Annotated in this window: 22 protein-coding genes; 15 read left to right on the top strand and 7 right to left on the bottom strand. The window is 74.4% G+C overall.

The window, feature by feature from the left end:
- The first annotated feature begins 2 nt into the window (after positions 1-2).
- From cobN to cobA, 12 genes are read left to right on the top strand one after another with little or no spacing between them, the layout of a single operon-like run.
- A complete protein-coding gene (gene cobN, locus IW249_RS26460; RefSeq protein WP_196923229.1) occupies positions 3-3671 on the top strand; it encodes a cobaltochelatase subunit CobN in 3669 nt (1222 codons plus the stop codon).
- Entirely contained in the window at positions 3668-6052 is a 2385-nt protein-coding gene (locus tag IW249_RS26455) for a magnesium chelatase subunit D family protein (protein ID WP_372433003.1), read from the top strand. Before cobN ends, IW249_RS26455 begins: the two co-directional genes overlap by 4 nt.
- Positions 6052-6663, top strand: a complete 612-nt coding sequence (gene cobO, locus IW249_RS26450) for a cob(I)yrinic acid a,c-diamide adenosyltransferase (protein ID WP_196923228.1) — start codon at positions 6052-6054, stop codon at positions 6661-6663. The genes IW249_RS26455 and cobO overlap by 1 nt, the downstream gene beginning before the upstream one ends.
- A complete protein-coding gene (locus IW249_RS26445) occupies positions 6657-8012 on the top strand; it encodes a cobyrinic acid a,c-diamide synthase CobB (protein WP_196923227.1) in 1356 nt (451 codons plus the stop codon). The genes cobO and IW249_RS26445 overlap by 7 nt, the downstream gene beginning before the upstream one ends.
- On the top strand, positions 8009-8788 hold the full coding sequence (cobI, locus tag IW249_RS26440; RefSeq protein ID WP_196923226.1) for a precorrin-2 C(20)-methyltransferase: 780 nt from the start codon (positions 8009-8011) through the stop codon (positions 8786-8788). Before IW249_RS26445 ends, cobI begins: the two co-directional genes overlap by 4 nt.
- Complete coding sequence (gene cobM / locus IW249_RS26435) at positions 8785-9618, top strand: precorrin-4 C(11)-methyltransferase (RefSeq protein WP_196923225.1); 834 nt, start codon at positions 8785-8787, stop codon at positions 9616-9618. The genes cobI and cobM overlap by 4 nt, the downstream gene beginning before the upstream one ends.
- Positions 9615-10766, top strand: a complete 1152-nt coding sequence (locus IW249_RS26430) for a cobalt-precorrin-5B (C(1))-methyltransferase (protein ID WP_196923224.1) — start codon at positions 9615-9617, stop codon at positions 10764-10766. Before cobM ends, IW249_RS26430 begins: the two co-directional genes overlap by 4 nt.
- Entirely contained in the window at positions 10763-12040 is a 1278-nt protein-coding gene (gene cbiE / locus IW249_RS26425) for a precorrin-6y C5,15-methyltransferase (decarboxylating) subunit CbiE (protein ID WP_196923223.1), read from the top strand. The genes IW249_RS26430 and cbiE overlap by 4 nt, the downstream gene beginning before the upstream one ends.
- Positions 12037-13764: a precorrin-3B C(17)-methyltransferase gene (cobJ, locus tag IW249_RS26420; protein WP_196923222.1), complete on the top strand. Its 1728-nt coding sequence runs from the start codon at positions 12037-12039 to the stop codon at positions 13762-13764. The genes cbiE and cobJ overlap by 4 nt, the downstream gene beginning before the upstream one ends.
- Complete coding sequence (locus tag IW249_RS26415) at positions 13752-13949, top strand: DUF362 domain-containing protein (RefSeq protein ID WP_112588067.1); 198 nt, start codon at positions 13752-13754, stop codon at positions 13947-13949. The genes cobJ and IW249_RS26415 overlap by 13 nt, the downstream gene beginning before the upstream one ends.
- A complete protein-coding gene (locus IW249_RS26410) occupies positions 13946-14542 on the top strand; it encodes a precorrin-8X methylmutase (RefSeq protein ID WP_196923221.1) in 597 nt (198 codons plus the stop codon). The genes IW249_RS26415 and IW249_RS26410 overlap by 4 nt, the downstream gene beginning before the upstream one ends.
- Complete coding sequence (gene cobA, locus IW249_RS26405) at positions 14539-16194, top strand: uroporphyrinogen-III C-methyltransferase (protein ID WP_196923220.1); 1656 nt, start codon at positions 14539-14541, stop codon at positions 16192-16194. The genes IW249_RS26410 and cobA overlap by 4 nt, the downstream gene beginning before the upstream one ends.
- A 3-nt stretch (positions 16195-16197) precedes the next feature.
- Here the strand turns inward: cobA and IW249_RS26400 are convergent, their stop codons facing one another.
- The 7 genes from IW249_RS26400 to IW249_RS26370 all read right to left on the bottom strand — a co-directional run bounded on the left by IW249_RS26400 (position 16198) and on the right by IW249_RS26370 (position 22704).
- Positions 16198-18351, bottom strand: coding sequence for an FtsX-like permease family protein (locus tag IW249_RS26400; protein WP_196923219.1), 2154 nt, complete (start codon positions 18349-18351; stop codon positions 16198-16200).
- The gene (locus tag IW249_RS26395; protein ID WP_196923218.1) at positions 18348-19028 is read right to left on the bottom strand and encodes an ABC transporter ATP-binding protein; all 681 of its coding nucleotides are present in this window, start codon (positions 19026-19028) and stop codon (positions 18348-18350) included. Before IW249_RS26395 ends, IW249_RS26400 begins: the two co-directional genes overlap by 4 nt.
- On the bottom strand, positions 19025-19549 hold the full coding sequence (locus tag IW249_RS26390) for a PadR family transcriptional regulator (RefSeq protein WP_099853936.1): 525 nt from the start codon (positions 19547-19549) through the stop codon (positions 19025-19027). The genes IW249_RS26395 and IW249_RS26390 overlap by 4 nt, the downstream gene beginning before the upstream one ends.
- Before the next feature lie 117 nt (positions 19550-19666).
- Positions 19667-20029: a fluoride efflux transporter CrcB gene (gene crcB, locus IW249_RS26385; protein ID WP_196923217.1), complete on the bottom strand. Its 363-nt coding sequence runs from the start codon at positions 20027-20029 to the stop codon at positions 19667-19669.
- Positions 20026-20499 carry a fluoride efflux transporter FluC gene (locus IW249_RS26380; RefSeq protein ID WP_196923216.1) on the bottom strand — a complete coding sequence of 158 codons (474 nt, stop codon included), beginning with the start codon at positions 20497-20499 and terminating at the stop codon, positions 20026-20028. The genes crcB and IW249_RS26380 overlap by 4 nt, the downstream gene beginning before the upstream one ends.
- An 83-nt stretch (positions 20500-20582) precedes the next feature.
- A complete protein-coding gene (locus IW249_RS26375) occupies positions 20583-21341 on the bottom strand; it encodes a class I SAM-dependent methyltransferase (protein WP_196923215.1) in 759 nt (252 codons plus the stop codon).
- Between the two features lie 142 nt (positions 21342-21483).
- A complete protein-coding gene (locus IW249_RS26370; protein WP_231392659.1) occupies positions 21484-22704 on the bottom strand; it encodes an MFS transporter in 1221 nt (406 codons plus the stop codon).
- A gap of 135 nt (positions 22705-22839) precedes the next feature.
- Between IW249_RS26370 and IW249_RS26365 the strand changes: the two genes are divergently transcribed.
- From IW249_RS26365 to IW249_RS26355, 3 genes are all read left to right on the top strand, one after another.
- Complete coding sequence (locus IW249_RS26365; RefSeq protein WP_145788570.1) at positions 22840-23289, top strand: MarR family winged helix-turn-helix transcriptional regulator; 450 nt, start codon at positions 22840-22842, stop codon at positions 23287-23289.
- A gap of 78 nt (positions 23290-23367) precedes the next feature.
- Positions 23368-24690, top strand: a complete 1323-nt coding sequence (gene paaK / locus IW249_RS26360; protein ID WP_196923214.1) for a phenylacetate--CoA ligase PaaK — start codon at positions 23368-23370, stop codon at positions 24688-24690.
- A 10-nt stretch (positions 24691-24700) separates the two neighbouring features.
- Positions 24701-25807: a nucleotide disphospho-sugar-binding domain-containing protein gene (locus tag IW249_RS26355; protein ID WP_196923213.1), complete on the top strand. Its 1107-nt coding sequence runs from the start codon at positions 24701-24703 to the stop codon at positions 25805-25807.
- Positions 25808-25833: the final 26 nt, after the last annotated feature.

Raw genomic sequence — 25833 nt, 5'->3', positions numbered from 1 at the left:
CCGTGCGCATCCTGCTGCTGTCCACCGCCGACACCGACCTGCTGGCCGCCCGCGCCAGCGGCGCCGACTACCGGTTGGCCAACCCCGCGCGGGTCACCGTCGAGGAGGTGCCCGCCCTGCTCGACGGGGTCGCCCTCGTCGTCGTACGCCTGCTCGGCGGTCGGCAGGCCTGGTCGGACGGCCTCGCCGCGGTGCTCGCCACCGGCGTGCCGACGGTCGTGCTCGGCGGTGAGGCGCTACCCGACGCGGAGCTGATGGCCGTCTCCACAGTGCCGTCCGGGGTCGTCACCCAGGCACTGGCCTACCTGGTGGAGGGCGGCCCTGACAACCTGGGGCAGTTGGCCCGGTTCCTGTCCGACACGGTGCTGCTCACCGGCGAGGGGTTCGCCCCGCCCGCGCCCACCCCGGCGTACGGCGTGCACGGCGAACACCCCGCCGACCCGGACCGGCCCACAGTGGGGATCGTCTTCTACCGGGCGCACGCGCTCGCCGGCAACACCGACTTCGTCGACGTGCTCGCGGACGCGGTCCACAAAGCCGGCGGCAACCCCCTGCCGATCTTCTGCGGCTCGCTGCGCGGCCTGACCGCGGGTGCCGGCCCTCTCGGACTCTTCGCCCGCTGTGACGCGCTGCTGGTCACGGTGCTCGCGGCCGGCGGTGCGGTCGCCGCTGACGCCTCCGGTGGCGGCGACGAGGACGCCTGGGACGTCGGTGCACTGGCCGCCCTGGACGTGCCGGTCATCCAGGCACTCTGCCTCACCAGCACCCGCGCGCAGTGGGCCGACAGCGACGCCGGGCTGTCCCCGCTGGACGCCGCCATGCAGGTGGCCATCCCCGAGTTCGACGGCCGGATCGTCACAGTGCCGTTCTCGTTCAAGCAGATCGACGCCGACGGGCTGTCGGTCTACGCCGCCGACGCCGAGCGGGCCGCCCGGGTCGCCGGGATCGCGGTGCGCCACGCCCGACTGCGGTACGTGCCGCACGCCGACAAGCGGGTCGCCGTGGTGCTCAGCTCGTACCCCACCAAGCACTCCCGGGTCGGTAACGCCGTCGGGTTGGACACCCCGGCCTCGGCGGTCCGGCTGTTCGCCGCGCTGGCCGAGGCCGGCTACGACCTGGGTGACACGCCACCGCCCGACGACGGCGACGCGCTGATCCACGCGCTGATCGCCGCCGGTGGTCACGACGTGGAGTGGCTCACCCCGGAGCAGTTGGCCGCCGCCGAGGCCCGGATACCGGGGCCGACGTACCGGCGTTGGTTCGACCAGGTCCCGGCCGAGCTGCGCGAGCGGATGCGGGAGCACTGGGGTGAGCCGCCGGGCGAGCTGTACACCGAGGGCGGCGACATCGTGCTCGCCGGGCTGCGCTTCGGCAACGTGGTGCTGCTGATCCAACCGCCTCGCGGTTTCGGGGAGAACCCCATCGCCATCTACCACGACCCGGACCTGCCGCCCAGCCACCACTACCTGGCCGCGTACCGCTGGCTGACAGCGCCGGTCGCGGACGGCGGCTTCGGCGCGGACGCCGTGGTGCACCTGGGCAAGCACGGCACCCTGGAGTGGCTGCCCGGCAAGGGCCTCGGCCTGGCCGCCGACTGCGCGCCCGACGCGGTCCTCGGCGACCTGCCGCTGGTGTACCCGTTCATCGTCAACGACCCCGGCGAGGGCACCCAGGCCAAGCGGCGGGCGCACGCCGTGGTCGTCGACCACCTGGTCCCGCCGATGGCCCGCGCCGAGACCTACGGCGACCTGGCCAAACTGGAGCAACTGCTCGACGAGTACGCGACAGTGCAGGCCCTCGACCCGGCCAAGGTGCCCACCGTGCGCGCCCAGATCTGGGACCTGGTGCGCGCCGCCGAGCTGCACCACGACCTGCACGCCGAGGCCATGCCGGACGCGGACGACTTCGACGACTTCGTGCTGCACCTCGACGGGTACCTGTGCGAGGTCAAGGACGTGCAGATTCGCGACGGCCTGCACATCCTCGCCGACGCGCCCACCGGCGAGCCCCGGGTCAACCTGGTCCTGGCGGTGTTGCGCGCCCCGCAGATCTGGGGCGGCGCCCGGGCCCTGCCCGGCCTGCGCCAGGCCCTCGCCGTCGCATACGGGCTTGACGAGCAGGAACTGCTCGCGTCGCCGGGACAGCGGCTGGCGCTGCCCGCGGCGCTGACCGACGTGGTGGAGGGGCCGGCCGGCACCGCCGCCGACGCGATCGACCTGATCGAGGCCCTCGCGCGACGGCTGGTCGTTGGCATGGAGACGCTGGGCTGGGCCGTGGACACTGTCGACGCCGTGGTGACGGAGGTGACCGGTCGGTCGATTCCGGACGTGGCCGCGGTGCTGCACTTCGCCGCCACCGAGCTGGTGCCCCGACTGGACCGGACCACCGACGAGCTGACCCACACGCTCGGCGCGCTGGACGGGAGGTTCGTGCCGCCCGGCCCGTCTGGCTCACCCACCCGGGGCCTGGTCAACGTGCTGCCCACCGGCCGCAACTTCTACTCCGTCGACCCGAAGGCCATCCCGAGCCGCAACGCCTGGGACGTCGGCGTGGCCCTCGCCGACTCGCTGCTGGCCCGGCACCTCGCCGACACCGGCGGGTACCCCCGCTCGGTGGGGTTGACCGTCTGGGGCACCAGCGCCATGCGCACCCAGGGCGACGACATCGCCGAGGTGCTCGCGCTGCTGGGCTGCCGACCGGTCTGGGACGACCGGTCCCGGCGGGTCACCGGCATCGAGGTGGTGCCGACCGCCGAGCTGGGCCGGCCCCGCGTCGACGTCACAGTGCGCATCTCCGGTTTCTTCCGCGACGCGTTCCCGCACGTCGTGGCGCTGCTCGACGACGCCGTCCGGCGGGTCGCCGCCCTCGATGAGCCGGACGAGGAGAACTACCTGCGGGCGCACGTCGCCGCCGACCTCGCCGAGCACGGCGACGAGCGGCGGGCCACCGCCCGGATCTTCGGCTCCAAGCCCGGCGCGTACGGCGCGGGGCTGCTGCCCCTGATCGACGCCCGGACCTGGCGCAGCGACGCCGATTTGGCCGAGGTGTACGCGGTGTGGGGCGGCTACGCGTACGGCCGGGGCCTGGACGGGCGGGAGGCGCGCGCCGACATGGAGCGTTCCTTCGCCCGGATCGCGGTGGCGGTGAAGAACCAGGACACCCGCGAGCACGACATCGTCGACTCCGACGATTACTTCCAGTACCACGGCGGGATGGTGGCGATGGTCCGCCACCTCACCGGCACGTCACCGCAGGCGTACGTGGGTGACTCGGCGATGCCGCACGACGTGCGCACCCGCACGCTGGGTGAGGAGACCCGGCGGGTGTTCCGGGCCCGGGTGGTCAACCCGAAGTGGATCGCCGCGATGCGCCGGCACGGCTACAAGGGCGCGTTCGAGCTGGCGGCCACAGTGGACTACCTGTTCGGCTACGACGCCACCGCCGGTGTCGTCGACGACTGGATGTACGAGCACCTGGCCGCCGCGTACCTCTTCGACGAGACCACCCGGGAGTTCCTGGAGCAGTCCAACCCGTGGGCGCTGCGCGGCATCACGGAGCGGCTGTTGGAGGCCGCCGACCGGGGGCTGTGGGCCAAGCCGGAACCGGCCACCCTCGACCGGCTGCGCGACACGTACCTGGCCAGTGAGGGTGACCTGGAGGACCGGGTGTGAGCGCGAGGAGTGAGCCGGTTTTGCGAGCCCCGCAGTCGCGAACGAAAGAAGGCGCAGTGACGATCTACCCGTTCAGTGCGGTGCTCGGCATGGCCGACATGCGGCTGGCGTTGCTGCTCAACGCGGTGTCCCCGGCGATCGGCGGGGTGCTGGTGCGCGGTGAGAAGGGGACCGCCAAGTCCACAGCGGTGCGGGCCCTCGCCGCTCTGCTTCCCCCGGTGCGCCGGGTGGCCGGCTGCCGCTTCGGCTGTGACCCGGCCGAACCCGACCCGGCCTGCCCGGACGGCCCGCACCCGGCCGACGCCGCCGCCGAGATCCGCCCGGCCCGTCTCGTCGAGCTGCCGGTGGGCGCCGCCGAGGACCGGGTGGTCGGGGCACTCGATCTGGAGAAGGCACTCGGCGAGGGGGTACGCGCCTTCGAGCCGGGCCTGCTGGCCGCCGCGCACCGGGGGGTGCTCTACGTCGACGAGGTCAACCTGCTGCACGACCACCTCGTCGACCTGCTGCTCGACGCCGCGGCGATGGGTCGCAGCCACGTGGAGCGGGAGGGCGTCTCGGTCAGCCACGCGGCCCGGTTCCTGTTGGTCGGCACGATGAACCCGGAGGAGGGCGAGCTGCGCCCGCAGTTGCTCGACCGGTTCGGGCTGACAGTGGAGGTGGGCGCTAGCAGGGACCCGGAGATCCGGGTCGAGGTGGTCCGCCGCCGGCTGGCCGCCGACGCGGACCCGGTCGGCTTCGCCGCCCGCTGGGCCGACGCCGACGCGGAGATCGCCGGCCAGGTGGCCGCCGCCCGCCGCCGACTTCCCGGGGTACGACTGCCGGACGCCGCGTTGCGGCAGATCGCCGAGGTGTGCGCGGCGTTCGACGTGGACGGGATGCGGGCCGACATCGTCACCGCCCGTACCGCCCTCGCCCACGCTGCCTGGCACGGCCGGGACCGGGTCACCATCGACGACGTCCGGGTGGCCGCCCGGTTGGCCCTGCCGCACCGCCGCCGCCGCGACCCGTTCGACACCCCGGGATTGGACGAGAAGCGCCTCGACGAGGCGTTGCAGCGCGCCCAGGACGCCCACCCCGACGACCCGGACGACGACGGCCCCGACGGCGGCCCCGAGGATCGTGGTCCGGACGGCGGCGGCCCGGAGGGTGGCGGCCCGGCCGGCGGTGGCGGCCCGGCCGGCGGTGGCGGCCCGAACGGGGGCGGCCCGGCCGGCAGTGGCCCGCAGGGCAGTGGCGATGGCGCCGACCAGGGCGAACCCGAGTCGGTCGGGCACTCGACGGCTCGGGACGGCACCGGCCCGGACGGGCGTGCCGACGGGCCGGACCGTGCCGACGGCTGGCCGCAGCACCCGACGGGCGAGCGGGGCGACGACGACGGCTGGTCGCAGCGCTCGGCGGACGATCGGGGTGGTGACGGCCGGGACGCGCGCCCGCGCGGTGGCCGGGAATCGCGGGCGGGTGACGACGACCCGACCCGCGGCGGCGAGTCCCAGCCGGTGGCCGTACCCCGGGGTGGGCTGAAGGCGCGGGTGCTGACCGCGCCGGGCCTGGGAGACGGAGTGCCGGGCCGACGGTCGCGGGCCCGCACCGGGCGGGGCCGCACCACCGGGGCAAGGGTGCCGGCGGGCCGGGTCGGCGCACTGCACCTGCCGGCCACGATCCGCGCCGCCGCGCCGCACCAGGCGGCCCGGGGCCGGCTCACCGGTCCGCTGCGACTGCGCCGGGACGACGTCCGCGAGGCGGTTCGCGAGGGGCGCGAGGGCAACCTGGTGCTGTTCGTGGTGGATGCGAGCGGCTCGATGGGCGCCCGGCAGCGGATGGCCACGGTGAAGGACGCGGTGCTCGCCCTGCTCACCGACGCGTACCAGCGGCGGGACAAGGTCGCCGTGATCGCGTTCCGGGGTGCCGGTGCCCGGACCCTGCTGCCGGCGACCTCGTCGGTGCTGGCCGCCTCGACCCGGCTGGCCGAGTTGCCCACCGGCGGGCGTACGCCGCTGGCCGAGGGCCTGCTCGCCGCCGCGGACCTGTTGCGGGTGGAGCGCCTGCGGGACCCGAAGCGCCGCCCATTGGTTCTCATCGTCACCGACGGTCGGGCCACCGCCGGCACCCGCCCGCTCGACCGGGCGGCAGCAGCCGCACAGGTCCTGGTCGCGACGAACGCCCCCTGCGTCGTTGTGGACTGCGAATCCGGCCCGATCCGCCTGCACCTGGCGAACCGCCTGGCCACCCAGCTAAAAGCCCCCCGTCACCAACTAGAAGACCTCACCCACGCCCACGCCCCCGCCCGAGGAGATCTTGGAACGAAACGGCCCCTGGAAGGGCGGCTTCCTTCCAAGATCTCGACCGGCACCACCCTCACGCCCGACAGGAGCGTTGCCTGATGCCGCAGGGACAGCCGAGCAACGTGCCCGCTGACGGGTTGACCACCCGGCAGCGGCGGCACCGACCACTGCTGATCGTGCACACCGGACAGATGAAGGGGAAGTCGACGGCGGCCTTCGGGCTGGCGTTGCGGGCCTGGACGGCCGGGCTGCCGGTCGGGGTGTTCCAGTTCGTCAAGAGCGCCAAGTGGCGGGTGGGGGAGGAGAACGCCTTCCGGGCGCTCGGCGAGGTGCACGAGCGCACCGGCCAGGGCGCGCCGGTGGCCTGGCACAAGATGGGCGAGGGCTGGTCCTGGATCCGGCGCGGCGGCGACGCCGACCACGCCGCCGACGCCCTGGAGGGTTGGCGGCAGATCCAGCGCGACCTGGCCGCCGAGCGGTACGGGCTGTACGTGCTGGACGAGTTCACCTACCCGATGAAGTGGGGCTGGGTGGACGTCGACGAGGTGGTCGCCACCCTGGCCGACCGGCCCGGCTTCCAACACGTCGTGATCACCGGACGGGACGCCGACCCGCGCCTGGTCGCCGCCGCCGACCTGGTCGCCGAGCTGACCAAGGTCAAGCACCCGATGGACGCCGGCCAGAAGGGCCAGAAGGGCATCGAGTGGTGAGCGCGCACCTGTCGCTGCCCCGGGTGGTGGTCGCCGCCCCGGCCAGTGGCCACGGCAAGACCACAGTGGCCACCGGACTGCTCGCCGCGCTGCGCCGTCGGGGCCTGACGGTCAGCCCGCACAAGGTCGGCCCCGACTACATCGACCCCGGCTACCACGCCCTCGCCGCCGGGCGACCCGGGCGCAACCTCGACCCGTTCCTGGTCGGCGCCGACCGGATCGCGCCCCTGCTGCGACACGGCGCGAGCGTCCCCACTCCCGCCGACATCGCCGTGGTCGAGGGCGTCATGGGCCTGCACGACGGCGCGGTGGGCCGGCGCGACTACGCCTCCACCGCGCACGTGGCCCGGCTGATCGAGGCACCCGTGCTGCTGGTGCTGGACACCACAGCGCAGGGCCGGTCGGCCGCCGCGCTCACCCTCGGCATGGCCGCGTTCGATCCGGCGGTCCGGATCGGCGGGGTGATCCTCAACCGGGTCGGCTCGCCCCGGCACGAGACGCTGCTGCGCGACGCCCTCGCCGAGGTGGGCGTACCGGTCCTCGGGGCGGTCACCCGCGCCGCCGAGGTGGCCGCGCCGGCCCGGCACCTCGGGTTGGTGCCGGTCGCCGAGCGGGCACCCGAATCGGTAGCGATCGTCACCGCGCTCGCCGAGCTGGTCGAGGCCACGGTGGACCTCGACGCCGTGCTCGACCTGGCCCGGACCGCCCCGCCGCTGACCGCCCCGGCGTGGGACCCGGTCGCCGCCGTCGGCGGGCCCGCCGACGTCGAGCGGCCACGGGTCGCCCTCGCCGGTGGCCCGGCTTTCACCTTCTCGTACGCGGAGACCGCCGAACTGCTCACCGCGGCCGGCGCGGAGGTCGTCACCGTCGACCCGCTGCGGGACCCGGCGCTGCCCACCGGCACCCGGGCGGTGGTGATCGGCGGCGGTTTCCCCGAGGCGTACGCCCAGACGTTGGCCGGCAACACGGCGCTCCGTGCCGAACTGGCCGACTTCGACGGGCCGGTCGTGGCCGAGTGCGCCGGGCTGCTCTACCTCGGGCGGTCCCTGGACGGCCTGCCGATGTGCGGTCGACTGGACCTGACCGCCCGGATGACCGACCGGCTCACCCTCGGCTACCGGGAGGCGGTGGCCGTCACCGACTCCCCGGTGGCGCGCGCCGGCGAGCCCGTACGCGGCCACGAGTTCCACCGCACCACCACCGACCCGGGGCACGGCGACGCGCCGGCGTGGCGCTGGAACGACGCCGAGCACGGCTTCGTCGCCGGCCGGGTGCACGCCTCCTACCTGCACACCCACTGGGCCGGCCACCCGGAGGCGGCCCGTCGACTGGTCGAGGCGTGCCGATGAACGCCGACGCCACGCTCACCGGGGTCGGCGTCGGCCCGGGCGACCCGGAACTGCTCACCGTCAAGGCGGTGCGTCTGCTGCGCGAGGCCGACCTGGTCTTCGTACCCGTGATGGCGGACCGGGTGGCGCCCACCGCGACCGCCGGTCCGACGCCGCCGGACGCGGACCCCGGGCGGGCCGAGGCGACAGTGCGCTCCCACGTCGCGGCGGACCGGCTGCGCCGGCTGCCGTTCGCGCTCGACGACCGGGGTGGAGTCACCGCGCGCCGGGCGGCGGCCTGGGACGACGCCGCCCGGGTAGTGGTCGAGGCGATCGACGCGGGCGCGCGGTCCCTCGCGTTCGCCACCATCGGCGACCCCAACGTCTACTCCACCTTCGGTTACCTGGCCCAGAGCGTCCGCGCGCTGCGCCCCACGGTGCGGGTGGCGACAGTCCCCGGCATCACCGCCATGCAGGAGTTGGCGGCCCGCAGCGGCACCCCGCTCTGCGAGGGACGCGAACCGCTCACCCTGCTGCCGGCGACCGCGGGCCTGGCGCTCTTCGCCGACGCCCTCGCCGGCCCGGGCACCGTGGTCGCCTACAAGGGCTGGCGGCGGCACCCGGAGCTGCTCGCCGAACTGCGCCGGCAGGGCCGCCTCGCCGACGCCGTGCTCGGACGCAGCCTGGGGCTGCCCGGCGAACGCATCGGGCCGGTCGACGACACCGAGCACGACCTGCCCTACCTGTCGACGCTGCTGGTTCCGGCCCGCCGCGAGCACCGAGGAGGAAAGCTGTGACCAGCGACGGCACTGTGTGGTTCGTCGGAGCCGGCCCGGGGGCGGCGGATCTGCTGACACTGCGGGCCGCCCGGGTCATTGCCGATGCGGACATCGTCATCTGGGCGGCCAGCCTGGTGCACGCCGACGTGCTCGAGCACGCGCGCCCCGACGTGGAGATCGTCGACTCGTCGCAGCTACCCATCGAGGGGGTGCTGCCGCTCTACCAGCGCGCCGCCGAACAGGGGCTGACAGTGGCCCGGATCCACTCCGGAGACCCGGCGCTGTGGGGCGCGGTGCAGGAGCAACTGGACGTGTGCCGGGCGCTCGGCCTGGCCGTCGAGATCGTGCCCGGGGTGTCCTCGTTCACCGCCGTCGCGGCGATCGTCGGACGGGAGCTGACAGTGCCCGAGGTGGCCCAGTCGGTCATCCTCACCCGCCTCGAAGGCGGCAAGACCCCGATGCCGCCCGGCGAACGGGTCCGCGACTTCGCCCGGCACGGCACCACAATGGCGCTGTTCCTCTCCGCCGCCCGCTCCGGGCAGGTGCAGGCCGAGCTGCTGGCCGGCGGCTACCCGGACGACACCCCGGCCGTGGTGGCGTACCAGGCGACCTGGCCCGACGAACTGGTGGTGCGCTGCACGGTCGGCACCCTGGAGGCGACTGTCAAGCAGCACAAGCTGTGGAAGCACACCCTCTTCCTGGTCGGGCCGGCCCTCGCCGCCGAGGGCACCCGCTCGCACCTCTACCACCCTGGGCACTTCCACACCTTCCGGCGAGCGGAGCCGGCCGCCCGCGCCGAGCTGCGCCGTCAGGCCAGCGCCCGCACCGGGGGGAACGCCACACCATGACGTACGCCGAGCCGCCGCTGCGCGAGCCGGACCTGCCGCGCACCGCGAAGGTCCGGCCTACCGCGCTGCGCACCGGCTGGACCACCGGCGCGTGCGCGACGGCGGCGGCCAAGGCCGCGGTCACCGCGCTGGTCACCGGCACCACCCAGCAGGAGGTGGAGATCGGGCTGCCCGCCGGGCGCCGGGTGCGCTTCCCGGTGGAGCGCTGCGAGGTGACCGGCACCCCACCGGTCCGGGCCGAGGCGGTGGTGGTCAAGGACGCCGGGGACGACCCGGACGTCACCCACGGCGCCGAACTGACCGCCACGGTGGACTGGACCGACGTCCCAGGCCTGCGGCTGGCCGGTGGTGCCGGCGTCGGCACGGTCACCAAGCCCGGTCTCGGGCTCGCTGTCGGCGGCCCGGCGATCAACGACACCCCCCGCCGGATGATCGGCGAGGCGGTGGCCGAGGTGGTCGACCTCAGCGAGGTCGGTGTCCGCGTGGTGATCAGCGTGCCCCGGGGCGAGATCATGGCCCGCAAGACCACCAACCGTCGCCTCGGCATCCTGGGCGGCATCTCGATCCTCGGCACCACCGGGATCGTCCGCCCGTTCTCCACCGCGTCGTGGCGGGCCAGCGTCGTGCAGGCCGTGCACGTGATGGCCGCCCAGGGCGAGCCGACAGTGGTGCTGTGCACCGGTGGGCGTACCGAGCGGGCCGCCCGCGCACTCCTGCCCGACCTGCCCGAGGTCTGTTTCGTCGAGGTCGGCGACTTCACCGGGGCGGCCGTGACCGCCGCCGTGGGTGACGCGATGACCGGAGTGGTCTTCGTCGGCATGGCTGGCAAGCTCGCCAAACTCGCGGCCGGCATCCTGATGACCCACTACACCCGCTCCACTGTGGACCTTTCCCTGCTCGGCGCGGTGACCGCCGAGGCCGGCGGTGACCCGTCGCTGGTCGCCGCCGTGACCGAGGCGAACACCGGTCGGCACGCGTACGAGCTGTGGGAGGCCGCCGGTCTGCTCACCCCGGCCGGCGACCTGCTCTGCCAGCGGGTCCGCCAGGTGCTGCGGCGCTTCGCCGGGCCGACGGTAACGGTGGACGTGGCGATGGTCGACTTCGCCGGAGCGCACGTCGTCGCCTCGTCCGGCCGGTGGCCCCGATGACGCCGATGGCCCCGGTGACCGCCGTGACGGTGGTCGGGCTGGACGCGGCGGGCGCGCCGCCGCACCCCGCGCTCGCCCCGGTGCTGGCCACCGCCGGGCTGGTGGTCGGGGCCGCCCGGCACCTGGCCGCGGTGCCCGTACCGGCTGGCGCGGACACCATCGTCCTCGGGCCGCTCGCCCCCGCCCTGCGCCGCCTCGCCGAGGCCGTCGACGCCGGAGTGCCGGCCGTGGTGCTGGCCAGCGGCGATCCCGGTCTGTTCGGCATCGTCCGGCGGCTGCGCGCGGCCGGACTGCCACTGCGGGTGGTGCCGGCGGTGTCCAGTGTGGCCGCCGCGTTCGCCCGCGCCGGGCTGCCCTGGGACGGTGCCGCAGTGGTCACCGCGCACGGGCGCGACCCCCGAGCCGCAGTGAACGCCTGCCGGGCGCTGCCGTTGGTCGCGGTGCTCACCGCGCCCGGCGCCGGTGCGGCCGAGCTGGGCGCCGGCCTGATCGGCTGGTCCCGGCGCCTGCTGGTCGCCGAGCACCTGGGCGCCGCCGCCGAACGGATCCGCGCGGTGACCCCGGAGCAGGCCGCCACCGAGACCTGGGCCGAGCCGCACGTCCTGCTCAGCCTCGCCGACGGGGCACCCGCCGCGCCCAGCGACGCCGTGCCCACCGACGCCGCGCCCGATCGGGTCGCGCCCGGCGGGATGCGCGCCGACAACCAACCCGCCGCCGCACCGGCCGGTGGCTGGGCGCTGCCGGAGGACCGGTACGCCCACCGCGACTCCATGATCACAAAGTCGGAGGTGCGCGCCCTCGTCGTCGCCCGGCTGCGCCCCCGACTGGGCCGGCTGATCTGGGACGTCGGCGCGGGCAGCGGCTCGGTCGGCATCGAGTGCGCGCTCCTCGGCGCGGCCGTCCTCGCCGTCGAACAGGACCCCGAGGCCGGCGCGACCATCCGGGCCAACGCCGCCGCGCACGCCGTGCACGTCCGGTTGGTCACCGGACGCGCCCCGGCGGCGCTGGCCGACCTCCCCGAGCCCGACGCGGTCTTCGTCGGCGGTGGCGGCGTCGACGTCCTCCCCGCCGTGGTGGCCCGCCGGCCCGAGCGGGTGGTGCTCACCCTGGCCGCACTGGACCGGGTCGCACCGGCCGTGGGCCTCCTGCGCGCCGCCGGCTACACGGTCGAGGGCAGCCAGCTCTCCGCCGCCCGCCTCGCCGACCTGCCCGGCGGGTCGATCCGCCTCGCGGCCACCAACCCGGTGGTCGTCCTCACCGGGGAGCGCCAGTGACCGACCAGAACCCGCCCGCCCGGATCGGCCTGGTGGCGGCCACCGCCGCCGGCCGCCGGCACGCCGACACAGTGACCGCCGCCTGGCCGCACGCCCGGCTGGTCGAGGGGGAGACCGTCGCCGACGCGCTGCGGACCGCCTGGGCCGACTGTGACGCGGTGATCGCGTTCCTGGCCACCGGGGCGGTGGTGCGGATCGTCGCGCCGCTGCTCGACGACAAGCGCACCGACCCGGCAGTGGTGGTCGTCGACGAGGCGGCCCGCCACGCCGTGGCGCTGCTCGGCGGGCACGCCGGCGGGGCCAACGCCCTCGCCGAGCAGGTCGCCGCCCTGCTGGACGCCCGCCCGGTCATCACCACCGCCACCGACGCTGTCGACCTGCCAGGGTTGGACACCCTCGGCTGGCCCGTCCAGGGCGCGGTCGCCGCCGTGTCCCGGGCCATCCTGGACGGCGAGCCGGTCCGGCTGATCGCCGACGCCGACTGGCCGCTGCCCGCCCTGCCCCCGAACGTGCGCGCCGCCGCCGAGGACCCGACGGACCACGGGTACCGGCTGCTGGTCACCGATCGCGTGGTGCCACCCGACGAGCGGACCGCAGTGCTGCGGCCGCCGTCGCTGGTCGCCGGCGTGGGCGCGAGTCGGGGCGTACCCGCCGCCGAGGTGGCGGAACTGCTGCAGCGGGCGCTGGCCGACGCCGGCCTCGACCCGGCGAGCCTGCGCTGCCTGGCCACCGCCGACATCAAGGCCGACGAGGCGGGCATCCGCAACACCGCCGACGCGCTCGGCGTACCCCTGGTGACCTGGCCGGCGACGCGGCTGGCGGCGGTCGACGTGCCGCACCCCAGCGAGGTGGTCCGGGCCGCCGTCGGCACGCCGAGCGTGGCGGAGGCCGCGGCCCTGCTCGGCCCGGACGGCCGGGCCGACGAGGCGACGCTGCTGGTGGGCAAGACCGCGACGGCGATGGCCACAGTGGCGGTGGCCCGGCACGCGCCCCGCGGCCGGCTGGCCGTCGTCGGCCTCGGGCCGGGTGCCACCGACCTGCGCACCCCGCGCGCGGTGGCCGAGCTGCGTCGCGCCGCCGTGGTGGTCGGCCTCGACCAGTACCTCGACCAGGTCCGTGACGTGCTCCGCCCGGGAACCCGGGTGCTCTCCAGCGGGCTGGGCGCGGAGGAGGCGCGGGCACGCGCCGCCGTCGCCGAGGCCGCCGCCGGCCGGGCGGTCGCGCTGATCGGCTCCGGCGACGCCGGGGTGTACGCGATGGCCAGCCCGGCCCTGGAGTACGCCGACGAGCGCATCGACGTGGTGGGCGTGCCCGGCGTCACCGCCGCCCTCGCTGCCGGGGCGCTGCTCGGCGCGCCGCTCGGCCACGACCACGCCTACCTGAGCCTGTCCGATCTGCACACCCCGTGGGACGTCATCGAGCGGCGGGTGACCGCCGCCGCCGAGGGTGACTTCGTGACGCTCTTCTACAACCCGCGCAGCCGGGCCCGCGACTGGCAGCTCGGCAAGGCACTCGGCATCCTCGCCGCGCACCGTCCACCGGACACCCCGGTGGGCGTGGTGCGCAACGCCAGCCGCCCCGGCGAACGGGTGCACCTCGCCACAGTGGCCACGCTCGACCCGGCCGTCGTCGACATGTACAGCGTGGTGGTCGTCGGCAGCAGCGACACCCGGCTGGTCGCCGGCCGGATGGTCACACCCCGGGGGTACCGGTGGCGCTCGTGACCATCGACGCCTGCCAGGGCTGCGGCGCCTGCCTGCTCACCTGCCCGACGCACGCGATCCGACCCGTCGCCGGTGGCCTCACCGTCCGCGCCGACCGGTGCACCGGCTGCCTGGAGTGCCTGGAGATCTGCCCGGTCGACGCCATCCGCGTCGTCGAGCCCGACCCCTGTGAAGGAGCCCGATGAGCCGGGTCGTGCACCCCATCGAGGCCGAGTCGTACCGCATCCTGCGCGAGCGCGTCGACCTGACGCACCTGCCGCCGCTGAGCCGCGCCGTGACCGAGCGGGTGGTGCACGCCAGCGCCGACCTCGCGTACGTCGACGAGCTGGTCTGCGACGAGGTCGCCCTGGAAGCGGGGCTGGCCGCGCTGCGCGCCGGGGCGCCGGTGGTCACCGACGTGGCGATGGTCGCCGCCGGCATCACCCGGGCCGGCCTGGAACTGGTCTGTCCGGTCGCCGAGCCGGCCGCCGCCGCCCTGGGCCGCTCGGCCGGCATCACCCGCTCGGCGGCGGCCGTGCGGATCGCACTGGACCGGGTCGGAACCGGAGCGGTCTGGGTGGTCGGCTGCGCGCCCACCGCGCTCGTCGAACTGCTCACAGTGGACGCCGCACCGGCGCTCGTCGTCGGCCTGCCGGTCGGCTTCGTGGGCGCCGCCGAGTCGAAGGCGGCGCTACGGGCCAGCGGCCTGCCCGCAGTGTCCAACGTGGGGGAGAAGGGTGGCTCGGCGGTCGCCGCGGCCGCCCTCAACGCCCTGCTCTACGTCGAGGAGAAGTCATGACCGGATTGGTCATCGTCGGGCACGGCACGCGCAGCGCGGCCGGGGTCGAGCAGTTCGCCGCTCTCGTCGAGCGGGTCCGCGGTCGCGGGGACATCGGCGACGTCGAGGGCGGCTTCATCGAGCTGTCCCGCCCACCGCTGACCGACGCGGTCGGCGCGCTCGTCGCCAGTGGGCACCGGGCGCTGGTGGCGCTCCCACTGGTGCTCACCGGCGCCGGTCACGGCAAGGGCGACATCCCCGCCGCGATGGCCCGGGAACAGCAGCGCCACCCCGGGCTCAGCTACCGCTACGGCCGCCCGCTCGGCCCCCACCCGCTGCTGCACGAAGCCCTCGAACAGCGCATCGACGCCGCACTGGCCGGTGCCGACCGGGCCGGCACGGAGCTGACCGGTGCCGACCGGGCCGGCACGTGGGTGGCGTTGATCGGGCGGGGGTCCACCGACCCGGACGCCAACGCCGAGGTCGCCAAGGTCGCCCGGCTGCTCTGGGAGGGGCGCGGCTACGCGGGCGTGGAGCCGGGGTTCATCTCGCTGGCGCAGCCGTCGGTGCCGGCCGTGCTGGAACGGCTGCGCCGCCTCGGCGCGCGCCGGATCGTGGTGGCGCCCTACTTCCTGTTCGCCGGGGTGCTGCCGGACCGGATCGTCGCCCAGTCGGCGGAGTTCGCCGCCGCCCACCCCGACCTGGACGTCCGCGTCGCCGAGGTGATCGGCGACTGTGACGCCCTCGCCGACCTCGTCCTGGAGCGCTACGCCGAGGCGCTGGGCGGGGACATCCGGATGAACTGCGACACCTGCGCGTACCGGGTGTTGATGCCCGGCTTCGCCGACAAGGTGGGTCGCCCGCAACGCCCGCACGACCACCCCGATGACCCGGTCGGCCACCACCACCACGGGCACGACCACCACGACCATGACCACGGCTCGGTCGCCGTGGTCGGCGGCGGCCCGGGGCCGGACGACCTGATCACGGTACGCGCGAAGGCGCTGCTCGATGCGGCGGACGTCGTGGTGGTCGACCGACTCGCCCCGCAGGGGCTGCTCGCCGGGCTGCGCCCCGACGTGCTGGTGGTCGACGCCGCGAAGGTGCCCCGTGGCCCGTCGATGGCCCAGGAGGCGATCAACGAGGCCCTGGTGTCGCACGCCCGCGCCGGTCGCCGGGTGGTCCGGCTCAAGGGTGGTGACCCGTACGTCTTCGGGCGTGGCCACGAGGAGGTGCAGGCCTGCGTGGCGGCCGGGGTGCCGGTGACGGTGGTCCCGGGGGTGAGCAGCGCGCTCGCCGCCCCGGCCCTCGCCGGTGTGCCGGTTACGCACCGGGGCGTGGCACACGACGTCACAGTCGTGTCCGGGCACCTGCCGCCCGGGCACCCCGACTCGCTCGTCGACTGGGCGGCGCTGGCCCGGGCCCGGGGCACCGTCGTGCTGCTGATGGCCGTCGACACCATCGGCAAGATTGCCAGCGTGCTGATCGAGCACGGTCGCGCCCCGGAGACCCCGGTGCTGGCCGTGCAGGACGCCGGGCTGCCCGACCAGCGATCGGTACCCGCCCGACTGGACGAGATCGGCGCGGTCGCCGCCCGGGAGGGCGTCGGTCCGCCCGCTGTCTTCGTCCTCGGCCCGGTGGTCGCCCTCACCACCACCGGGCCGACGGCCTGACGGCTACTCGCTGCGGGCGGTCTCCGGCCCGGTGATGCGTTCCAGCAACGGCAGGGTGGAGGCGATGACGCCCAGGCAGGCTGCCAACCCGACCACGACGATCACGTAGAAGCGTGGCTCCGGCGCGATCAGCGTGTAGCCCATCTGCGCCCGTAGGAACAGGTGGGCGGCGAGGAGGCCCATGCCGATGGCGACGGCGGCGACGGCGAGCATCGGCACGGCGCTCTCCAGCGCCACCACCCGACGCAGGACCCGCACCGGAGCGCCGCTGAGGCGCAGCAGGCTGAACGGGCGTCGGCGTTCGGTGAGACCGCCGATGACGCTGACCGCGAGGCTGCACCCGCCGAGCGCGAGGCTGGCGATGATGATGACGTTGGCCAGTTGTTCCCAGCCGCGCAGCGTGTTGGCGAAGTCCGACTCGAAGTCGCCGGGCACGTTCGGCCCGACCCAGAAGGTCGGGAAGGCGACTTCCAGCACGGTGCGGGTGCGCTCGATGGCGGCGGCGGAGCCGTCGGTGCCGACGACCATCGACACCACGGGTAGCCGCTGGAGTTCGTCGAGGGTGAGCGACGCGGCGGGCCAGACCGTCGCGGGCGATGCCGATTCCCGCCAACGGCTGAGGCCCATCGGCACCTCGATGACGCTCGCGCCGTCGGCGCACCGGCCGTACGCGCTCGGCAGGTCGGCGCACGCGATCATCCCGCCCTCGCCACCGTTCATCATGTCCGGGTCTTCCCGGATGGCGGTCGCGGAGCGCACCCCGGTGATCGCCCGCAGCTCGGCGAAGAGCGCGTCGGGCACCGACGGCACCTTCTCGTCGAAGACGGTGGTCACCGTGCCCGCATCGGTCGAACCGACCGGTGCCGGGCCGCGGTTGGCGACGATCGTGGTGATGACGCCGACGGACACGCTCGTGACGAAGAGCGCGAGCATGATGCCGCTGATCGCCCGGAAGCCGGCCTTCGGGTTGTCGGCGAGGCGTCGCGCGGCGATGAGGGTGGCCGGGCGGTTGGCGTACCGGGCCATCACCCGGGCACCGACCATCGTCAACCACGGGCCGGCGAAGACCAGACCGGCCATGATGAGCAGCAGACCGGGCAGGAACACCGCAGTCTGGCCGTCGGACGTTTCCGGTTTGAAGCCGATGGCGAAGACCAGCACGGCGACACCGAGCAGGGCCGGGATCAGCCGGTACGCGCGCGGCGCCCGGGGGGTGACCCGCCGGGTGACGCCCAGCGGCGAGATCCGTACCCGGCGCAGCGAGACCTGGGCGGCCACCGCCGCCCCGGCCGGTACGCCGAGCGCCACCAGCAGGACGTTCAGCACGCCCAGCGACATGTCGCCGGGGAAGAACGGCATGCCGGTGAACGGGATGCTCGCGAGCGGATCGCGGAAGGCGTAGAACAGCCCGAAGCCGACGGCAGTGCCGGCGACCGCCGCGGCGCTCGCCTCCACGGCGGCGACCATCGAGATCTGCCGGGGTGTCGCGCCGACCAGGCGCATCGCGGCGAAGCGTTGCTCGCGGCGGGCCGCGCTGAGCCGGGTGGCGGTGCCGATGAAGATCAGCACCGGGAACAGCAGCCCGCCGGCGATGACGCCCAGGATGAGGTTCACAGTGGTCTCGGGGAGGGCGGGGGTGTCGCCGACGCTGGTGACCTGCTTCGCAGCGGGTAGCTTGGCGACCTGGTCGGGGGCGCCGCCGGCGATGACGAGCAGGGTGTCCGGCGAGGTCAGCGCGGCGGGTCCAACGGTACCGAGGTCGCGCCCCGGGTAGCGGTCGCCCAGTTGGTCGGAGGGGTGGGCGGCCAGCAGCTCCCGCAACGCGGGCGAGGCGTAGTACTCGCCGGGACCCGGGGTGGTCGGGATGCCGACCGGGGTGGGAGCACTCGGACCGGTCGCGGCGACGTCGATCCGGATGATCTGCTTGCCAAGAAAGTAGTCCTGCCGGGTGGACCACCACAGCGGGTCGGTTCCGCCGGCCGAGGCACTGGGATACATCGACGCGTACCGGGTGAGCTGGGCGTTTACCGCGTTGACCCCGGCGAGAGTGGTCAGCAGCAGCCCGCTGCCGACCGCGACGGCGGCGGCGATGGCGATCAGGCGGGTGAGCGCCTCACGGCCGCCGGCCACGGCGAGGCGGAGCCCGAAGCGGATCATGAGGCGATCCGGTCCGGCGCGTTGACGCGCCCGTCACGGACCATGACCTCGCGGTCGGCGTACGCCGCGATCCTGGGCTCGTGGGTCACCAGGATGACAGTGGTGCCCTGCTCGCGGGCGGCGCTGACCAGCAGGTCCATCACCTGCTCCCCGGTGAGCGAGTCGAGCGCGCCGGTCGGCTCGTCGGCGAAGAGCACCTGCGGCTCGGCGACCAGGCCGCGGGCCAGGGCGACGCGTTGCGCCTGCCCGCCGGAGAGCTCACCCGAGCGGCGCTGCTCCAGGCCGTCCAGGCCGAGGCGCGCGAACCAGGCTCGCGCCCTGGGGAGCGCCTGCTTGCGGTGTACGCCGCTGAGCAGCAGCGGCAGCGCGACGTTCTCCACAGCGGTCAGCTCGGGAACGAGCTGGCCGAACTGGAACACGAAGCCGAAGCGGTCCCGGCGCAGGCTGCTGCGCTGGGTCTCGGCCATGGCGTCGACCCGCGCCCCGTCGAAGAGGATCTCTCCGGAGTCGGGCACCAGGATGCCGGCCAGACAGTGCAACAGGGTGGACTTGCCGGAGCCGCTGGGGCCCATCACGGCGAGGATCTCGCCCGCCTCCACGGCGACGCTCGCGCCGCGCAGGGCGGGGGTCTGACCGAAGGAGAACTCCACGTCGCGCGCTTCGATCACGACACTCACGGCCGCACCTCTTTCCGCAGGGCGTCCAGTCGGGCACCGGTCATCTCGATCCATCGGAGGTCCGCCTCCAGGTGGTAGAGGCCGTGGTCGGCGAGCAGCGCGTCGACCAGACCGCCGGCGCGCTTGATCTCGGTCAGCTCACGCATCCGGTGCAGGTGCGCGCTGCGCTGGGTGTCGAGGTATTCGGCGGCCGGCCGGTCCAGCATCAGCGCGAGCACGACCTTGGCGAAGAGCACCGTCTGCAGGTGTGGTTCCGGGTCGACCGGTTGGGTCAGCCACTGCTCGACCTCGGTCGCGCCGACGTCGGTGATGATGTAGCGCTTGCGGTCGGGGCCGGAGCCGGGGGCGACGTCGCTGATCACCACCTTGCCGTCGCGGGCCAGTCGGCTGAGGGTGGAGTAGACCTGGCCGAACGGCAGTGGCTTGCCCCGGCCGAAGAAGGCGTCGTAGTCGCGCTTCAGGTCGTAACCGTGGCTGGGCTCCCGTTCGAGGAGGCCGAGAAGAGTCAGTGGCACGCTCATGCCAGCAGACTACACCGAGGGTATACCTCTCGTATATACCCTCGGTGTGTTGCCGACCGATGCCTGGTCCAGGCGTTGGTGCCGGGTGGAAACGGGTGGGGCGCGGCGGGCGTGCGGTCAGCCGGTCAGGGCGCGGGCCAGGGCGTAGCCGGCGGTGGCAGCGGCGAGCCCGGCGGTCACGCTGCCCAGCACGTTGGTCAGCGCGAGGAGCCGATGGCCGCCAGTGGTCAGCCGCAGCGTCTCGTAGCTGAAGGTGGAGTAGGTGGTCAGCGCGCCGCAGAAACCGGTGCCGAGCAACGCGCTGACCGCCGGGCCGGCCGGCCACCCGACCACGATGCCGAGCAGCAGCGACCCGGCCACGTTGACGAGCAACGTGCCCCAGGGGAACGCCGAGCCGTGCCGGGACTGCACGGCCCGGTCGGTGAGGTAGCGCAGCGGCGCGCCGACGGCCGCACCCAGGGCGATGAGCAGGACGGTCACCGGGTCGCCTGCCGCAGCAGCCCGGTGGTTGCGGCGTCGCCCACCCCGACCGCGACGAGCGCCCCGAGCACCGTCGCGGCGAGATACGCCAGTGCGGTGCCCGGCGCGCCCACGACGATCGCCTGCTGGACGTCGACCGCGTAGGTGGAGAAGGTGGTGAAACCGCCGAGCACCCCGACCCCGAGGAACGGGCGAGCCAGCGGGGGTCCGCCGTCGAGGTGCCCGAGCACCGCCATCAGCACGCCGATCAGCAGGCAGCCGGACGTGTTGATGGTGAACGTCGCCCACGGGAAGCCGGTCGGTGGGTGCGGAACGGCGTGTTGCAGGCCGGCCCGGGCCAGCGCGCCGAGCACCCCACCGGCCGCGATCGCGGCGAGGATCGTCGCGGGACGCGCGGTCAGTTCGCGGCGGTCGGCGGGGACTCGCAGGTCGACGTCGGGGTCGGTACGCGGTTCGAAAGGCTCTGGCACGGCTCCTCAGCGTAGTGCCGGCGACGGCGGCGTCGGTCACCTCCCGACGAGGGCGCGTCAGTCACCTCCCGGCGAGGGTGGCGTCAGCGCACCGCCGCGACGACGGCGTCCGGGCCGCCTCGCCAGACCGTGCCGACCTCGCTGAAGCCGGCCGCGGTGAGCGCGGCCAGGTGCCAGGAGACCGGCGGGTTCCACTCGGGGCTGTGCCCGGTCGGGTAGATGGCGTGCCGCTGGGCGACCAGCGGGGCGAGCGTCGGGTCGGCGCCGGCCCGCTCCCACCAGTCCGACCAGGACAGCGTCGAGCCGGCGGCGTACCGGGCGTTGCGCCGGTCCCGGGCGCGGTCCATCAGCCGCTTGGTCAGCTCCGGCAGGGTGTCGTCGGGCATGTGGTCGGCGTTGACGAAGACGCCGCCCGGTCGCAGCACGTCACGCAGTTCGGCGTAGAGCTGCCCGAGCCGGTCGGCCGGCAGCCAGTGCAGGGCGGTGGCGGTGAGGACGGCGTCGAACTCCTGGTGGGGGAGCGCGGAGCGCCACTCGGGGGTGCCGAGGTCGGCCGTGACGATGGTGGCCCGGTCGGCCAGCGAGGCGGCGGCGATGGCGAGCAGCGCCGGGTCGAGGTCGACCAGTGTCGGCTCCGCGGCGGGAAAGCGAGCGAGGGTCCGCAGCGAGATGCTGCCGGTGCCGCCGGCCAGGTCGAGCACCCGCGGCGGCCGGCCGTCGAGGACCGCGTCGACGGTGTCGAGCATGGCGGTGAACCGGTGTTCCCGGTCGGGGAGGTAAGCCTCCTGCTGACGGTCCCAGCTCTCCTGCCAGGCCCAGGGATCCACAATGTAAGGACTCATGGCGATCAGGCTAGTTACGGCACGCGGGCGTTGTCCAGACCTTGTTGCACATCTTTTGCAATTGCGAGACGATGGCAGAGCGATGATCAGAGCGACGCCGGGCCGGGCAACCGCCCGGCCCGGCGTCCTCCTCCCGGCGGGGTCAGACCGTGCTGTCCACCAGGCTCGCGTCGGCCCGGGCCGGCTCGTCGCGCCGGGCCAGCCGCAGCGCCCCGAGGAGCACACCCAGCCCGATGAGGGTGAGTGCGGCCCCGGCCCAGATCGGCGAGGTGTAGCCGAGTCCGGCGGCGATGGTCACCCCGCCGATCCACGCGCCCAACGCGTTGCCGAGGTTGAACGCGGCGATGTTCGCCCCGGACGCCAGGGTCGGCGCCTGGTGGGCGTACCGCATGATCCGCATCTGTAGCGGCGGCACTGTGGCGAAGCCGAACCCACCCATCAGCACCAGCGCGATGATGGTCAACACCGGATTCGTGGCGGTCAGCGCGAAGCCGACGAGCACCACTGTGAGCACCGCCAGGACGGTGACCAGGGTGCGCGACAGTGACCTGTCCGCGGCCCGACCGCCGAGCAGGTTGCCCGCGAAGAGCCCCACGCCGAAGAGGACGAGCAGCCACGGCACGGTGCTCGTGGCGAAGCCGCTCACCTCGGTCAGCGTGTAGGCGATGTAGGTGAACGCGCCGAACATCCCACCGAAGCCCAGGACGGTGATCACCAGGGAGAGCCAGACCTGCGGGTGGGTGAAGGCCCGCAACTCGCCGCGCAGCCCGCCGGCCGGGCGGTCGGCGTTGGCGGTCGCGCCGGCCGGGATGAGCAGGGCCAGCCCGATCAGGGCGACCACCCCGATGGCGGTGATCGCCCAGAACGTCGACCGCCAGCCGAAGTGCTGCCCGAGGAAGGTGCCGAACGGCACGCCGAGCACGTTGGCGATGGTCAGGCCGGCGAACATCATGGCGATGGCGCCCGCCCGGCGGGCCGGTGCGACCAGGCCGGCGGCGACCACGGCCCCGATGCCGAAGAACGCGCCGTGGCAGAGCGCGGCGACGATCCGGCCGGCCATCATCACGGCGTAGTCGCCGGCGACGGCGGAGAGCAGGTTGCCGATGATGAAGAGCACCATCAGGCCGAGCAGCACCGGTTTGCGCGGCAGTCGGGTGACAGCCGCGGTGAGGGCGACCCCGCCCACGGCCACGCTGAGCGCGTAGCCGGAGATCAACCAGCCGGCCACCGGCTCGGTGACCGCGAAGTCGGCGGCCACCTCGGGCAACAGCCCCATGATCACGAACTCGGTGAGCCCGATGCCGAAGGCGCCGATGGCCAGCGCGATCAGGCCGGGCGGCAGGGACTTTTGGCGTACGGACATGGTCTTCCCATCGGGAGGGGGCAGTTATGCGGCGCGTGCAACTACGCGCGCCGGCAACGAAATACTTGCACGCGCTTCATATCGGCGCAAGCGTGGTAATCTGGGGTCCGTTCAGATCACACCAAGGAGGCCGGCATGGGCATCGCCGACGACGCGGTCGAGATCCGCGCGCAGGGCTGGCGCACCCTCGCCGCCCTGCACGGGCTGATCGAGACGTCCCTGGAGCGGGCCCTGCAGGCCGGCCACGGGCTCTCCGTCGTCGAATACACGGTGCTCGACGCGCTCTCCCGCCAGGACGGCTGGCACATGCGGATGAGCCAGCTCGCCCGCGCCGCCGCGCTCTCCGGCAGCGCCACCACCCGGCTGGTCACCCGCCTCGAACAGCGGGGGCTGCTCACCCGCATCCTCTGCGCCGACGACCGGCGCGGCATCTACACCGAGCTCACCCCGGCCGGCTCCGAGCTGCTCGCCCAGACCCGCCCGACCCACGACCGGGTGCTCACCGACGCGCTCGCCCAGGCGGAGGCCACCCCCGAGCTGGCCCCGCTGGTCGACGCCCTGCACCGGCTGCCAGCCGCCCGCTGACCGCCCCGCCGGCCCCGGCGAGGGCGGGCGTACGGTACCCGCAGCCCCACCGGGACCGCCGCGCCAAGGAGGCAGCCGATGCAGGACCGCACCCCTCGTCCCGAGGAGCTGGAGCCGATCGAGCGGGCCGGCATCGACGAGCTGCGCGCCCTGCAACGCGAGAGACTGCGCTGGTCGTTGCGGCACGCGTACGACAACGTGCCGCACTACCGACGGGCGTTCGACGCGGTCGGGGTGCACCCCGACGACTGCCGGGACCTCGACGACCTGGCGCGCTTCCCGTTCACCGGGAAGGCGGAGCTGCGGGAGAACTACCCGTTCGGCATGTTCGCCGTACCCCGGGAGCGGGTCGCCCGCCTGCACGCCTCCTCCGGCACCACCGGCCGGCCGACGGTGGTCGGCTACACCCGCGACGACCTGCGCACCTGGGCGCGTCTGATGGCCCGCTCGATCCGCGCCTCCGGCGGCCGTCCCGGCGACCGGGTGCACGTCGCGTACGGCTATGGGCTCTTCACCGGTGGTCTGGGCGCGCACTACGGGGCCGAGGAGCTGGGCTGCACTGTCATCCCGGTCTCCGGGGGGATGACCGAGCGTCAGGTCATGCTGATCCGCGACTTCGAGCCCGAGGTCATCATGGTCACGCCCAGCTACCTGTTGGCCATCGTCGACGAGATGCGCCGCCAGGGCATCGACCCGCGCGCCACCTCACTGCGGGTCGGCATCTTCGGGGCCGAGCCGTGGACCGAGGACATGCGCCGCGAGATCGAGCAGCAGTTGGACATCCACGCCGTCGACATCTACGGGCTCTCCGAGGTGATGGGTCCTGGCGTGGCGACCGAGTGCGTCGAGACCAAGGACGGGCTGCACCTCTGGGAGGACCACTTCTACCCGGAGATCATCGACCCGGTCACCGGGGCGGTGCTGCCCGACGGCGAGCGAGGTGAGCTGGTGCTGACCTCCCTGACCAAGGAGGCGATGCCGGTCGTGCGCTACCGCACCCGGGATCTGACCCGGCTGCTGCCCGGCACCGCCCGGCCGATGCGCCGGATCGAGAAGATCACCGGCCGCACCGACGACATGATGATCCTGCGCGGGGTGAACATCTTCCCCACCCAGATCGAGGAGCTGATCCTGCGCACCCCGCAGCTGTCACCGCACTTCCAGTGCGTCCTCGGTCGGCGCGGTCGGCTGGACACCCTGACGGTGCGGGTGGAGCGACGGGCCGGCGTCGACGTGGACGCCGCCGAGCGGGCCGGCGCCACGCTGGTTCAGCTGGTGAAGAACACCATCGGCGTCAGCGTGGCGGTGGACGTCCTCGCCCCGGACACTGTGGAACGGTCGATGGGCAAGATGCGCCGCATCGTCGACCAGCGGCCCACCTCGATGCCGTCGTCGACATAGGATCGTGCCCATGCGCGTGCTGGTGGTCTCCGCTCCGCTCGTCGGGCACGTCTTCCCGCTGGTCCCACTCGCTGTCGCGTTGCGTGACGCCGGCCACGACGTGCTGGTCGCCACCGGCGGTGGGGGACTGGCCGCCGCCGACGCCGGTCTGCCGGTGCACGACATCGCGCCAGGCTTCGACTTCGGCCGGATCGCGCGGAGGGTCTTAACCCGCCATCCGCTGATCGCACGGGCGGAAATGGCCGGCACCGCCGGCACCCGGGGCGCCGGCCTGCTGTTCGGCGCGCTCAACGACCAGCTCACCGACCCGGTGGTCGCGCTGGCGGATCGATGGCGACCGGATCTGGTGCTTCACGAGCCGTTCGCGGTCGCCGGTGCGGTGGCCGCCGCGCGGCGCGACGTGCCGGCCGTACGCCAGGAGAACGCCCTCTTCGACGGCCGGGACCTGGTCCGCGCCACCGTCGCCCGCCTCGGCGCCGCACTGCGCCGGCACGGCCTCACCGAGCTGCCGCCGCCGGCCGCCGCCCTCGCCGTGGCCCCGCCCAGCGTAGCCACGCAGGGCGGTTGGCCGATGCGCTACACGTCCTACGTGGGCGGCGGTGAGCTGCCTGCGTGGCTGCGCGAGCCGGGTGAGCGTCCCCGGATCCTGGTCACCCGCAGCACCCTGACCGGCCCCGGCGACCGGGGGCCGATGCCCGCAGTGGTCGCCGCCGCCGCCGAGGTGGACGCGGAGATCGTGCTGGTCCGCCCCGACGAGCGGTCGGTCCGTTCGTTGCCCGGCAACGTGCGGGTGGTCGACTGGATCCCGCTCGACGAGGCGTTGCCGGCGAGCGCGGCGCTGGTGCACCACGGCGGGGCGGGCAGTGCCCTCGGTGCCCTCGCCGCCGGCCTGCCCCAACTGGCCACCACGGGGCCGGGGGACCGGCGGCACAACGCCGAGCTGGTGGCCCGCCGGGGCGCCGGTCTGGCGCTGCGACCCCGGGACATCACCGCGCGGGCGCTGACCCAGCTGATCACCGACGAGCGCCTCCGTACCGCTGCCGGGCAGGTCAGCCGCGAGATCGCCGGGATGCCGGCACCGACCGAGCTGGTCGGGCGGCTGGAGGCACTGGTCTGACGCCGACCCCGCGTGGCCACCCTGGA

Origin of the sequence: Micromonospora vinacea (genome assembly GCF_015751785.1) — a bacterium.
GTDB lineage: Bacteria > Actinomycetota > Actinomycetes > Mycobacteriales > Micromonosporaceae > Micromonospora > Micromonospora vinacea.
The sequence above is the reverse complement of the archived record's forward strand: the minus strand, read 5'-3'. Positions and strand labels throughout refer to the sequence as shown.

Bases quoted from the DNA above. Each gene is read 5' to 3' on its own strand.
- cobI (WP_196923226.1), top strand. From the start codon at position 8,009: ATGAACGCCGACGCCACGCTCACCGGGGTCGGCGTCGGCCCGGGCGAC.
- cobO (WP_196923228.1), top strand. From the start codon at position 6,052: ATGCCGCAGGGACAGCCGAGCAACGTGCCCGCTGACGGGTTGACCACC.
- cobA (WP_196923220.1), top strand. From the start codon at position 14,539: ATGACCGGATTGGTCATCGTCGGGCACGGCACGCGCAGCGCGGCCGGG.
- IW249_RS26410 (WP_196923221.1), top strand. From the start codon at position 13,946: ATGAGCCGGGTCGTGCACCCCATCGAGGCCGAGTCGTACCGCATCCTG.
- IW249_RS26400 (WP_196923219.1), bottom strand. From the start codon at position 18,351: ATGATCCGCTTCGGGCTCCGCCTCGCCGTGGCCGGCGGCCGTGAGGCG.
- IW249_RS26375 (WP_196923215.1), bottom strand. From the start codon at position 21,341: ATGAGTCCTTACATTGTGGATCCCTGGGCCTGGCAGGAGAGCTGGGAC.
- IW249_RS26355 (WP_196923213.1), top strand. From the start codon at position 24,701: ATGCGCGTGCTGGTGGTCTCCGCTCCGCTCGTCGGGCACGTCTTCCCG.
- IW249_RS26430 (WP_196923224.1), top strand. From the start codon at position 9,615: ATGACGTACGCCGAGCCGCCGCTGCGCGAGCCGGACCTGCCGCGCACC.
- IW249_RS26370 (WP_231392659.1), bottom strand. From the start codon at position 22,704: ATGTCCGTACGCCAAAAGTCCCTGCCGCCCGGCCTGATCGCGCTGGCC.
- cbiE (WP_196923223.1), top strand. From the start codon at position 10,763: ATGACGCCGATGGCCCCGGTGACCGCCGTGACGGTGGTCGGGCTGGAC.
- IW249_RS26390 (WP_099853936.1), bottom strand. From the start codon at position 19,549: ATGAGCGTGCCACTGACTCTTCTCGGCCTCCTCGAACGGGAGCCCAGC.
- IW249_RS26365 (WP_145788570.1), top strand. From the start codon at position 22,840: ATGGGCATCGCCGACGACGCGGTCGAGATCCGCGCGCAGGGCTGGCGC.
- paaK (WP_196923214.1), top strand. From the start codon at position 23,368: ATGCAGGACCGCACCCCTCGTCCCGAGGAGCTGGAGCCGATCGAGCGG.